The organism is Paenibacillus sp. sgz302164 (assembly GCF_056120505.1).
The window spans coordinates 365,296-378,080 of record NZ_JBVYOL010000005.1 but is presented as its reverse complement, the minus strand read 5'-3'; the positions used below and the strand labels follow the sequence as shown (position 1 = coordinate 378,080).

General features: G+C 46.0%; 8 protein-coding genes. All 8 read left to right on the top strand.

The annotated features are described in order from the left end of the window. Positions 1-134: 134 nt before the first annotated feature. The 8 genes from AC0LWT_RS11145 to AC0LWT_RS11110 all read left to right on the top strand — a co-directional run bounded on the left by AC0LWT_RS11145 (position 135) and on the right by AC0LWT_RS11110 (position 12,773). Positions 135-1,931 carry a cache domain-containing sensor histidine kinase gene (locus AC0LWT_RS11145; protein ID WP_474681310.1) on the top strand — a complete coding sequence of 599 codons (1,797 nt, stop codon included), beginning with the start codon at positions 135-137 and terminating at the stop codon, positions 1,929-1,931. 33 nt (positions 1,932-1,964) lie between these two features. After that, on the top strand, positions 1,965-3,293 hold the full coding sequence (locus AC0LWT_RS11140; RefSeq protein ID WP_474681309.1) for a response regulator: 1,329 nt from the start codon (positions 1,965-1,967) through the stop codon (positions 3,291-3,293). A gap of 118 nt (positions 3,294-3,411) precedes the next feature. Next, positions 3,412-4,317, top strand: coding sequence for a carbohydrate ABC transporter permease (locus AC0LWT_RS11135; protein ID WP_474681342.1), 906 nt, complete (start codon positions 3,412-3,414; stop codon positions 4,315-4,317). 2 nt (positions 4,318-4,319) lie between these two features. Further along, positions 4,320-5,192, top strand: a complete 873-nt coding sequence (locus tag AC0LWT_RS11130; RefSeq protein ID WP_474681308.1) for a carbohydrate ABC transporter permease — start codon at positions 4,320-4,322, stop codon at positions 5,190-5,192. A gap of 149 nt (positions 5,193-5,341) precedes the next feature. Beyond that, on the top strand, positions 5,342-6,763 hold the full coding sequence (locus tag AC0LWT_RS11125) for an ABC transporter substrate-binding protein (RefSeq protein WP_474681341.1): 1,422 nt from the start codon (positions 5,342-5,344) through the stop codon (positions 6,761-6,763). Between the two features lie 148 nt (positions 6,764-6,911). Continuing rightward, positions 6,912-9,215, top strand: coding sequence for a glycoside hydrolase family 95 protein (locus AC0LWT_RS11120; protein ID WP_474681307.1), 2,304 nt, complete (start codon positions 6,912-6,914; stop codon positions 9,213-9,215). 77 nt (positions 9,216-9,292) lie between these two features. Then, on the top strand, positions 9,293-11,593 hold the full coding sequence (locus AC0LWT_RS11115) for a helix-turn-helix domain-containing protein (protein WP_474681306.1): 2,301 nt from the start codon (positions 9,293-9,295) through the stop codon (positions 11,591-11,593). Between the two features lie 325 nt (positions 11,594-11,918). Then, positions 11,919-12,773 (top strand): ABC transporter permease, encoded by an 855-nt coding sequence (locus AC0LWT_RS11110; RefSeq protein WP_474681340.1) that lies wholly within the window; start codon positions 11,919-11,921, stop codon positions 12,771-12,773. Positions 12,774-12,785 lie beyond the last annotated feature (12 nt).

The following is a 12,785-nucleotide window of genomic DNA, read 5'->3' as shown; positions in this document are numbered from 1 at the left end:
CGAAAATTCGTTCGGCAGCATGCCTGTCGATCATGTCTATTTCTATGGAATGTATGGTTATTTTTACCGGATATAAATATTTGGAAAATCGGATGCGCGATTTGATATATTATGGATGGAAGGAGGTCATCCGAATGGGGGTAAAACTAACCAATCCATTGACGAAAATGAGCGTGAATCATCAGTTGATCTTGTTGTTTCTGCTTATGATCAGCCCCGTTTTTATTTTGCATGGGTACGGGAATATGAAAACCGAGCAAATTTTAAAGCGAAATGCGGCGAATGCCTATGCGGAGTTGAATAAACAAAATCATGCGTTGCTCAATCGGGATATGGATTCGATCAACAAGATCACAGCGACGATTATTCAAAATCCGCTCACGCAGCAATTGATTCCGACCGAAGCCGACCCCGTTGTCGAGCGGGTCCGCAAATATGAAGCCATGGATAAGCTGCTCAAAAGTTATTCGATCGGCGTCAACGGGGGAGAGGCCGTTTATTTTTCCTTATATGTCTACGATCCTCATGAATACTATTCTTTCGCTCCTCCCAAACTCAGAATCACGACTCAAGCGGGAGTTTTTTTTCTTTCGGACCGAAATACGCCTGACTGGTTTCATGAAGCTGTTCAAAAAAACGGCAAAGGCTACTTGAGAATCATCGATAATTTCGACTCCCCATCGAAACAAAGCACACTTACTTATGTCCGGGCCGTCAACTCTATCTCCCAAGGCAACGGAGTCATCGGCGTGCTGGTCGTAACGAACATAGATAAAATCATCGAGGAGTCGTTCCAAACCGTATCTTTGCCGAATGGCGAAATCTATTTAACCGATTCGTCGGATTTGATTCTCGCGGCGACAACTCCCAGCCTCGGAACCACGCTTTCGCTGCCGCCGAACACTACAGACGGAGAGCCGCTGAAAGACACGATCGACGTCATTTCTTCCGGATACATCTATGTGGTGAATTATAGTCACGTCCTTGAGCAAAAACTGGTCTACCGTATTCCGGTAAACTCGCTGCTGCAGCGGCAAAACGAGCTCAAAAAAGTCATCCAATTAATTTCCGTTGTGTACTCTATATTTGTATTTGCCGTCATGATGTATTTTTGGAGATCCTTAATGAATCCGCTGCAAAAATTAGTTGTTTTCGTCAGATCCTACGTGCCGGGTAAAGCGGTGCCCAAGACTCCCGATAAGAAAAGAAATGATGAATTGGGGGTGCTGATTTCTTCCGTTTACGACATGGCGGGCCGCATGAATACCCTCATCCATGATCAATATCAGATGGAGATTAAACAGAAAGAAGCGCAGCTGCAAATTTTGTATCAACAAATCAATCCCCACCTGCTTTACAATACGCTGGAAAGTATTTACTGGAAAAGCTCGCTGGAAGGAAACTCCGAATCGGCGGAGATGATTAAGGCTCTTTCCAAATTGATGAAAATCGGCTTAAGCAGAGGAAGAGAGCTGATTACGCTCAAGGAAGAATTGGAGCATGCGGCCGCCTACGTAAGTCTTCAGAAAACAAGATACGAGGCCGGGTTTCAGGTACATTGGGCTGTTTCGGAGAGCGTACGGAAGTATCTCATTCCGAAAATCACGTTGCAGCCGCTTATTGAAAACGCTATTATTCATGGAGTGAAGAATATGGGGGAAGACGGGGAAATCACAATCTCGGCCTTGGAACAAGCTGATAAAGTGATCATCCGGGTCGAAGATAACGGATATAAAGAAGCGGATTACGAGATGATCGAACGCTTGTTGAACGAAGAAAAAACGAATCCGTCATTAGGTTACGGAATAAGAAATATCCATCAAAGGATACAACTGCATTTTGGAAAAACGTATGGGATCAGCTACCGGAAAAGAGAAGAATACGGGACGGAAGTAACGATTATGCTGCCTAAATGTGAAGAACGAGCTTGATTTCAACTACTGCATTTCATGGGGGAGAGCCGCATGTACAATATTTTGATTGTAGACGACGAACCTTTCATCTGTAAAGGGCTTAGTAAGCTCCTCGCTTCGTCCGGCTTAAACATTAACTCCATCTTTATCGCGCATAGCGGTTATGAGGCGCTGGATTATTTAAGATTGGAAGAAGTCGACCTGCTCATAACCGATATCCAAATGGGCGAGATGAACGGTATTGAATTGATGCATCAAGCGAAATTAATTAAGCCGTGGGTTCAAACGATCGTTGTTTCCGCGCACGAGACGTTCCAATATGCACAATCGGCCATTCGATTAGGCGCCAAAGATTATTTAATCAAGCCTCTGATCGGCGATCAATTTTTGGATTCGGTCCGAAATGTTTTGCTGAAAATGGATAAACCGATGACGACGCATGAGGAATTCATCGCCAATCTAAACCATCGATTTCGTTTAGAAGAGCCGCTGCCTCATACCACCGAGCTGTTGAATCGGCTTCTTACCGACCCTGCCAAAGTGTTGACCGGTTCCCCGGCTGCACATAAGCTGAACGGCACCCCTTTGGAAGGACCTTATTTCGCGGTATTAAAAATCAAACTAAACCTGTCGTCCAACCCGGAGGAGCGGAACTTCTCCGCCAAAGACAGGGACTTATTGCAATACGCCGTGTTGAATATTGCCCAAGAATTGTTGGAGGAAGAGGGGAACCATATCACCTTTTACTCACCGGATCAGGAGATTTCCGTCATTCTCCAGTGGGATGAGGAAAAGCATAGGGACAGAAGCATCAATAAAATCAATCAATTGGATATGCTGGGACGAAGTCTGAATTATAACATCCAAAAGTATTTGGCCCTTCCATGCGTTGTGGGAATAAGCCAAATCCTGAATGGGATCGAGTTCTTGGGCGTGTTGAACGAGCAAGCGCAGAAAGCGATCCGATACAGCCGGGAACATCCGGATCATTATGTATTTTATTATGGGGATTTCAACTGGAACAGCTATTCGAAAGACCCGACGGAAGAAGAATGGAACGTACAGCACAACCTGATCGTGGATAAAGCGAAAGCGTATATTGACGACAATTTCGCCCTGAAGGGCCTGACGCTCCACGAAGTTGCCCAAAAGAACCACGTTAGCCCCAATTATTTGAGCTATTTGTTCAAGAAGCAAACGGGATACAATTTGTGGGAATATGTCATGAAATTAAGGATGGAGGAGAGCAAAAAACTGATCCTGACCACCGATCTGCGCCGTTATGAAATATCCGAAAGGGTCGGATACGAATCCCCGGAGCATTTCAGCAAAATATTCAAAAAATATTTCGGGGTCAGTCCGAGCGAATTGAAGAAGTAAGATCACCTATCATTCGCATAGTTTTGCACATGTTCATGTTTCCCCTGCTTTTCTAAAATGGAAGAAAGACACTTAGAAAAGGAATGAGGGAGATCCGTTGAAGCAACCAGCAGCAGCGTTGCAGTCTCAATATGCGGAAACCGGGCGCAAATCCGGAATTCCGCGGATAAGGAAAAAGCATATATGGGGCTATCTGTTTATTTTGCCGGCTGTCGTCTTGTTTGTCTTATTTTTGTGGATGCCGATCATCAAAGGATTCGTCTACAGCCTGTACCATATCGATTTTGTCAAAGGCGACGAATTCGTCGGGCTGAATAATTACCAAAAGGTGCTTCGCGATCCTGATACCTGGCAAGCCGTGAAAAATACTTTATACTACATGCTTCTGTGCATAGTGATCGGATTTTGGGTGCCCATCGTGTTCGCCATCGCCACTTCGGAGCTCAAAAGATTCCAGGGATTTGTCCGCGTCGCCGCTTACTTGCCTAACGTTCTCCCGATCGTGGTGCTGTATGGACTGTGGAGATGGATGTATGATCCGGTTGGCCCGATCAATGCCATTCTGGTCAAGCTGGGTTTCGAGCCGGTTTCTTTTATGACGGATACGAAATGGTCGATGGCCTCGCTTGTATTTATGGAAACATGGCAGCAGTTCGGAGCGGCTATGCTGATTTATTTGGCGGGATTAAGCGGCATTCCCCGGGATTGGTACGAAGCTGCGGAAATCGACGGGGCGGGCGTATGGGCCCGGATTCGTTACATTACGCTGCCCTCTCTGAAAAGCTTGATTCTCCTGTTATTCATTCTGCAGTTTATCGCCACCTCGCAGGGATACCAGTCCCAGTACGCCATGCTCGATGGAGGTCCCAACAAAGCGACGTTGACATATGGCCTATTGATTGTAAAAAGTGCCTTCACCAGCCAGGATTATGGGACAGCTTCAGCTTTAGGGGTGCTCATGTTTGTTGTGCTCGGCGGTTTGGCGATCCTGCAATACAAGTTTTCCAAAAAGGAGGGAGACTGAACATGAAAGGCTCCGAACGCGGCATTCTTTCGGTATACGATCTAAGGAAAAGCACGAATCGAATCGTATATCTGGCTATGTGCTTGATCATCCTCGCCATGGTTTGTTCCATGCTGTATCCCATTGTGATCACATTTTTTAACGGGCTAAAGCCCAATGCGGAGGTCAACTCGTTTCCGCCGCGCTTGTTCCCTTCGGAATGGCAGTGGGGGAACTTCAATCAGGGCTGGAAGTATATTGATTTATTGCTTTTCTTGAGAAATACCTTGATAATTTTTGCCGGCAATATCATCGTTACGTTCCTTGTGTTGGGACTGGCTTCATTTAGCTTATCCCATTTGAAAGTGCCTTTCCATAAAGTCATCAACGCCTTTTTCCTGATTACGCTCTTCATTCCGCCGACTACCTACATCGTTCCCAATTTTATCAACTTGAAGGAACTGGGCTTGATCAATCATTTTGCTGCGTTTTGGTTTCCCGCGGCTGCTAATGCTTTTTATCTGCTCCTGTTAAAAAACTTTTTCGGGGGCATTCATTCGGAAATGTTTGAAGCGGCCAGGATGGATGGCGCCTCCGATTTCACATGCTTTTACCGCATCGCTGTTCCGTTATCGATTCCGATTTTTGCCACATTGGCCATTTTTATTTTTTCCACCGCATGGAATGATTGGTTTTGGCCGTCGATCGTAATGCACAGCGATAACGGGTATCCTCTTGCCACGGCCATTTATAAATATGTGATCAACGTCCGCAGGATGAATTTGAACATCAAGTTTGCGATCTTGTTTATGGTCGCGCTCCCTCCGGTTGTCGTATTCCTTATCTTCCAAAGATTTATTTTGAGAGGGATCCAGTTGGGTGGGGTTAAGGGCTAAAAATGTGGCGAGTTCGAAACGTAAACATGCACATGACCCGAATAAGAATACACCTTTTTCTTGTATAAATTCCGAATTATGATAAATGTGCAGCATCAAAATCACATTGGAAAAGGGGAATTCCTGTGAGCAAACGCAAAGTGACGGCAATGTCAATGTCTCTCCTTGTACTCAGCTCCTTACTGGCCGCATGCGGCGGTTCCAATCAAGGAGCAGGCGCCGACCAATCGAAAAACCCGCCTGCCGCCTCCGATTCCGGCAGTACTGCAGCCGGCAGCGCACCGGCAGAGGACAAGAAGAAGATCACAATCAGCATCTATTATCCAACGCCTGATCAGGTGGAAAAACGGGCACTTGAAGACGACAAAATCAAACGGTTTAATCAGAAGTATCCGAATGTTGAGATCGTCAAGAGCGATTGGCAGTACAATCCGAATGAAATTGGCATCAAAATGGGCGCCAACGAAGCCCCGACACTCTTCAATACATATGCGACGGAAGGCAAATTTTTGGCTGAAAAAGGTTGGGCGGCCGACATTACGGACCTTTTCAACAAATATGAGTTCAAGAATCAGATGAACCCGATCTTGCAAAAGCAATTTTTGATAGGAGACAAAGTGTATGGAATAGCTCAACAAGGCTATGTAACCGGAACGGTCGTCAACAAGAAGATGCTGGACGATAAGAAGGCTGCGGTTCCCGGATACGACTGGACCTGGGAGGATATGCTGAACACCGCCAAAGCGGTGGCCGATCCTGCCAAAGGCATTGCCGGCATTGCGCCGATGGGCAAAGGCAACGAAGCGGGCTGGAACTGGACCAACTTCCTATTTGAAGCCGGCGGAGATATTCAGAAGGTTGAAGGCGGCAAAGTCACAGCGGCCTTCAATTCGGATGCGGGTGTGAAAGCTCTCAAATTCTATCAAAGTCTGGCCTGGGATGCCAAAGCCATTCCGAAAGATTGGGCTCTCGGTTGGGGCGACGCAGTGAGCGCCTTTGCTCAAGGCAGAACGGCAATGGTGATAGCAGGTCCAGACGGCCCGGTTGACCAGGCGCTAAATCAAGGCGGCATGGAACCTGCGAATGTTCTTGTTTATCCGATGCCTGCTGCCGATAAAGGGGGGAAACACACCGGAGTTTTAGGCGGAGACTTCCTGGTGATCAACCCGAAAGCAACGAAAGAGCAGCAAGAGACGGCATTCCGTTACGCAACGTTCGACTATTTCTCGGATAAGGGCCTGGCTTCCATTGAAGCAAGCATTCAGCAGCGGAAAAAAGACAATAAATATTTTGTTCCTCCGGTCATCGAGTACTTCACGCCGGACTCGGCATACGGTCAAAAGGTGAAAGCTTTATACGACAAGTACGATAATGTGTATCAATACTCCCCTGAGATTATGAAGCTGCTGGACGGCAAACCGGAAGCGCAGTTCAACACGCAAGATTACTATGCGACGATGACAAGTGCGGTTCAAGAAGTATTTTCCAAAAAGGACGTCGATGTCAAAGCCCAACTGGACGCGGCGGCGAAACTGGTACAAGAGAAGTTTTACAACCAAATTAAACCTTAATCATGTACACAATCCGGCTCTGATGTTTAGGGCCGGATTTTTTAAGACATTCCGCTTGAATAACAGGCTGCATTTACACAGTGAATCCTTAATGATAAAATAAATCATACATGATAAACGATAAATGATGAGTTTAGGGGGATCCTGCTTGGACGATTTGAAACTTTGGTATTCCAGCGCCGCTTTGGACTGGTCGCAAGGGCTCCCTATCGGTAACGGTAGATTGGGGGCCGTTCTTTATGGGGGGATCGATAAGGAAATCTGGAGCATGACGGAAGTCACCTACTGGTCAGGACAATCAGAACGGATCGAAAGCCATTCCAAGGGCAAAGCCGATCTTGAGCAGATGCGGCAGCATTTTTTTGCAGGGGATTTCAAGCATGGAGAAGAACTGGCCCAGCGTGCGCTGCAGCCTAAAAAGCAAAATTTCGGGACTCATTTGCCGATGTGTCAAATCGTTCTTCGTACCGAGCATCTTGCAGATGATTTCTATCGTGAATTGAATCTTGATAACGCTCTCATACATACTTCCTACAAAGCAAACGGACATATCCACAAGCGGGAAATGTTCGCTTCACACGCCGATAACATTGTGGTTTCCCGATTATGGAGCGAGCAGCCGGGAGGGGTTTCTTTTTCGATTGGCGTGGAAGGGCAAACAGATCGTTTTACATGCTGGCCGGAAAGAGACGATACGATTGCCTTTAAAGGGCAAGCGACTGAAACTATGCACAGTAACGGTCAATGCGGCGTGCTCTGTCAAGGGATGCTTAAAGTGGTGATTCAAGGTGGAACGATTTGTGCGGATGCCGATCAACTTGCGGTAAAAAATGCAGATGAAGCCTGTATCTATTTTGCGGTCAACACGGATTATGGAAAAAGCGATGAAGACTGGCTTCATGAATCTGAACGCCAACTTGAACTAGCTGCGGCCCAAGGATATCCGAGACTCAAAGAAAATCACATTGCCGATTACCGCAGCTTGTTTGCCAGAGTAAATATAGACTTAGGTCATTCAAGCTCTTCCAGCTTTCCAATCGACGATAGAATACGGATACTACGGACCGGCCAAGACGACGACCCGCAATTATTTGCATTATTTTATCAATATGGGCGATATTTAATGATTTCCGGCTCGCGGGCTGACTCCCCATTGCCCTTGAACTTGCAGGGGATATGGAACGATGGCGAAGCCAATCGCATGCAATGGAGCTGCGATTACCACCTGGATATCAATACGCAAATGAATTACTATCCAACGGAAACAAGCAATTTGGCAGAATGTCATCTTCCTTTAATGGCTTATATTGAGCGATTGGCGGTTGCCGGCAAAACGTCAGCTCAGCAATTTTATGGATGTATTGGCTGGGTGGCTCATGTATTTTCTAATGCATGGGGCTTTACGGCTCCCGGATGGGAGACCTCTTGGGGATTGAATGTTACAGGCGGCTTATGGCTTGCATTCCAACTGCGAGAACATTATGAGTTCAACTTGAATCGGGAGTTTTTAGCGGAACGGGCATATCCGGTATTGAAAGAAGCGGCAGCCTTTTTTCTGGACTATATGACTATACATCCGCAATATGGATGGCTCGTAACAGGACCGTCGAACTCGCCGGAAAATAGCTTCTATGTAGAAGACGGCGAGCACCAATTGTCAATGGGGTCTACGATCGATCAAATGCTGGTGCGGGACTTATTCGTCTTCTGCTTGGAAGCCTCTGAGCTGCTGCAGGACGATTTCGATTGGCAGCAAAGGCTGAAACATGCCATCGCATTACTGCCTCCGCTGCTTATAGGCAAGCAGGGGCAATTACAGGAATGGCTTGAAGATTATGAAGAAGCCCAGCCGGATCATCGGCATCTGTCCCATTTGGTCGGCTTATATCCAGGCAGTCAAATCACCTTAAGAGGAACGCCGGAACTGAGCGCAGCTGCCAGACAAACATTGGAAAACCGTATGCAGCGTGAAGAACTGGAGGATGTTGAGTTCACGGTGGCTTCCTTCGCAGCCAGCTTCGCCAGATTGCAGGATGGCGCCAAAGCGTATAAACACTTAACGCATTTGATCGGTCAATTATGCTTTGACAACTTGCTGACGTATTCCAAACCGGGCATTGCCGGAGCGGAGAAAAACATATTTGTCGCAGACGGAAATTTTGGGGGGACGGCAGCTATAGCGGAAATGCTGGTGCAAAGTCATGCCGGTGAAATCCATTTGCTTCCGGCACTTCCCGAGAAGTGGCATACCGGAAAGGTTACGGGCATGCGGGTGAAAGGCAACGCAGAAATAAGCTTGTTCTGGGAGGATGGGGAATTGGTTGAGGCCGTTCTTCAAGCATTCTCGGAGCGGCAGACTTTTCTTCATTATCGGAATCAGACGGTAAGTATTGTTCTTGAGCCTGGATACGTGTATATCATTGACAAGCAACTGCATGTAACAAGGCGTTAATACGCGCATAAATACCGGCTGGACCTATAACAGAAGAGGAGCGTTTCGAAACTTCCAACTTGGAAGGGAGAATGGCCATGCCCAAATATTCGCGTTTATTTCGAAGATTTCTGATCTCTTATATGATTATCTTGATCATACCGAGTATAGCCGGCTACATGTCGTACCGTACGGCTATCGCTGTCACGCAGTCGATATCCATTGAGAACAAAGTGACGCAGCTTCAAAAGAGCCAAGAAATTTTGGAGCGGAGAATTGCGGAAGTGGAAAGTTTTACAAGACAGCTTGCTTTAAATCAGGATTTAAGCGTGCTTTTGAACGAAAAAATGGTGGATGAGAAAGCGAATGTGTATGGTATATGGAAAATCACGAGAGATATTAAGGCATACAGCCAAACCAACGATTTTTTGAAACATTTTTACATTTATTTGAATAATTTTAACGTCATCCTCACGCCGGGAAATGCTTATTTTCGGCCTGAACATTATTATCAGACCTCACATTACAACAATCTGTCGTTAGATGAGTGGAAAAGGACGGTATTGGAAAAAACGCACAGAAGCGAAATGATGCCGTTAAGTCCCTTCATCAGTAATGGTGTACAGAGCTCCGTGATCACCTTTATGCAGTCCCTCCCCTTAGACAGCTTTAACGATTCCCCACCGGCTGCGGTTGTCACGATCATTGACCAACAAACGATCAACAGCCTCTTATCCGGACAAAGGGATGCGAATGGCGGGTGGACCTATATCAGCGATGCGCGGGGTCAAACCATTAGTTTGCAAGGTATCAGTCAGTCTGAAATCGATCAATTGTCGGCGGATAGCCGCTTCGATAAGGCGAAGATCAGTCAATTTTATAAAGATGACCTGGTGATTACGATCCGCTCTCAATTAACAGGCTGGGTATACAGTACGGGAATTCCAAGATACGCTTTAATGGAAAATGCGAATAAAATCAAATACATTACTTGGTCCGTGACCGGTGTTGCCCTAATTATCGGACTTCTCATCGGTTTTTTACAATCTTATCGTAATGCGGCGCCGATCAATAGGCTGCTGAGCGTGATGAAAGAGCAGTTTGGCAAGGACGCAACGGTGGGGCGGAATGAATATGATTTTCTGCAAGGGAACATGCGCAATATCATAACCAACAACAAGCGTCTGGAATCCGAGTTGAATCGTCAGCTTCCCTTGATCCAGGATGCTTTTCTTAAAAGGCTGATTGCAGGAGAATTTCAATCCAGGGAAGCGATTATTTCCGCCGCCTCTCAGGCGAATACGGGGCTTCACATGAATGCCGGATATACCGGAATCTTGCAGATCAACGGATACTCAGGCTTGGACAGCGTTGAAATTCTCAATGAGCTGAATGCCGCCAGACTCGTCTTGAAACAAATTTTGCTCGATATTAGCGGTTACTTGCATATACATATGACCGATTTGGGATCAGATCGTATAGTCGTCATCATCACGCCGAAAGACGAAAGCGAGGAAGCCGGCAAGGAAGATGTCGCGCAATTGGTTGCTGCGCTAACCGATGTTGCCTTTAATGAGTATCGGATCTCCCTTACTGCGGCATTAAGCGATTCCTTTGCTTCCGTTATGGAGATTAGCCGTTCTTATGAACAATCGAGGCAGGCTTTGGAACACGCCGCATATATGAATAGAAAAGGAATCGTTTGGTTTAGCGATACGCGTGTCGATAGTCTCACGTACTATTACCCGATGGATGTGGAACTGCGATTGATGAGTACAATCAAGGCTGGAGATGTGGGTGAAGCCGAACGAATCGTTCAGTCCGTTATCGAGCAGAATACGCAAAGCCGGGAGCTTTCCATGGTGATGAAGCTTCAGTTTATCGGAGAATTGAAAGGCACACTGCTCAAATTGCTCGATCACAAGGCGCTTATGGAAACCAATATGTTTGAGAAAGTCAAAAATCGGATCTTAAGTATCCAGCCGCAGGAAGCAATTGAACTTATTTCGCGCGAAATCAGTGAAATTATCGTAACCCTGTGCAGTCTCATCACGAGTAAAAAGAACGATGCTCATATTAAAACGGTAAAGCAGATTAACGATTATATCGCAGAAATGTATAAAGACCCGGATTTGAATTTATATCGAATTGCCGAGAAAGTGGAGCGTCCTGAAAAATACATCTCCCAATTGTTTAAAGAGGTGACGGGGACGAATTTATCCGATCATTTGGAAAAAGTGAGAATGGACCACGCCTCTGACTTATTAAAGAGAAACATGTATAGTGTTGATGAAATAGCATCGCATGTCGGCTATAATAGTTCACACACGTTTCGCAGGGCGTTCAAACGGGTTATGGGAGTATCGCCCAGCTCGTTCAGACAATCCGCAGAACAATGAAAATCCTAATCGCTCATGCGGTTAGGATTTTTTTGTCTGGAACGGCTGGACGGCGATAATTGGAGGTTCAAAGGGAGAAAATGTCCTGGGAAATCGGGTTATTTGTTCGCAAAACGACGCAATTGTACCTATACGGTGGACGTTGTCCCCCCCTATAATCAGTTGTATGGTAAGCGCTATCAAAAAAATACGGGAGGCACTAGGGGGGAGCGGTTTGGAAGAAAGCATTGTCATTGAAAGCAGACCGGCAGTGCCAAAAGAAAGAGGAGGCTTCTTTTTCTCGGCAGCAAAGAGTTTTAAAAAACATTGGCAGCTTTATGTCATTGTGGTACCGCCGGTATTATTTTTCCTTGTTTTTAAATACTATCCGATGTTGAATGCCGTCCTGGCGTTTAAGGATTACAACGTTACCAAAGGAATATGGGGAAGCCCTTGGGTGGGATTCAAACATTTTAAGTTGTTTTTTGATAACCCGATATTTTGGACGTTGATGAAAAACACGATTTTAATAAGCGGATATTTATTAATTGCCGGGTTTCCAATCCCTATTTTGTTAGCTTTAGCTCTAAATGAAATACGCAGCGGAAAGTTTAAGCGGCTGGTCCAGTTGGTATCATTTGCTCCCTATTTTATTTCCACTGTCGTCATGGTATCCGTCATTATGCTTTTTCTGGCCCCCAGGCTGGGATTCGTAAATGTCGCTATGCATCACATGGGTCTGCCTTCCATCAATTTTCTTGGAGAACCCGGAATGTTTCGCTCGATTTATGTTGGGTCCGATATTTGGCAAACCGCCGGTTATTCGGCGGTCATCTTTTTGGCTGCGCTCGCCGGAGTAGATCCAGCGCTTTATGAGGCGGCGAAGGTAGACGGCGCATCGCGCTTTCAGAAAATCCGTCATATCGATTTGCCCGGCATCATGCCGACGATCACGATTGTTTTTATTTTAAATGCGGGCAGCGTAATGTCCATCGGGTTCGAAAAGATCTATTTGCTGCAAAATTCGCTTAACAAAATAAATTCTGAAATTATTGCTACGTATGTCTATCAAATCGGATTATTGAACGCTAACTATAGCTTTGCAACGGCGGTGGGTTTGTTTAATTCCGTTATTAATTTGATTCTTCTCCTTGTGGTAAACATGATGGCGAAGCGATTATCCAACACAAGTATTTGGTGAAATAGAGGGGGG

What these genes read in the sequence shown, in the direction of transcription:
- AC0LWT_RS11130 (WP_474681308.1), top strand. Translation starts at nt 4,320, where the DNA reads ATGAAAGGCTCCGAACGCGGCATTCTTTCGGTATACGATCTAAGGAAA.
- AC0LWT_RS11115 (WP_474681306.1), top strand. Translation starts at nt 9,293, where the DNA reads ATGCCCAAATATTCGCGTTTATTTCGAAGATTTCTGATCTCTTATATG.
- AC0LWT_RS11125 (WP_474681341.1), top strand. Translation starts at nt 5,342, where the DNA reads ATGTCAATGTCTCTCCTTGTACTCAGCTCCTTACTGGCCGCATGCGGC.
- AC0LWT_RS11145 (WP_474681310.1), top strand. Translation starts at nt 135, where the DNA reads ATGGGGGTAAAACTAACCAATCCATTGACGAAAATGAGCGTGAATCAT.
- AC0LWT_RS11140 (WP_474681309.1), top strand. Translation starts at nt 1,965, where the DNA reads ATGTACAATATTTTGATTGTAGACGACGAACCTTTCATCTGTAAAGGG.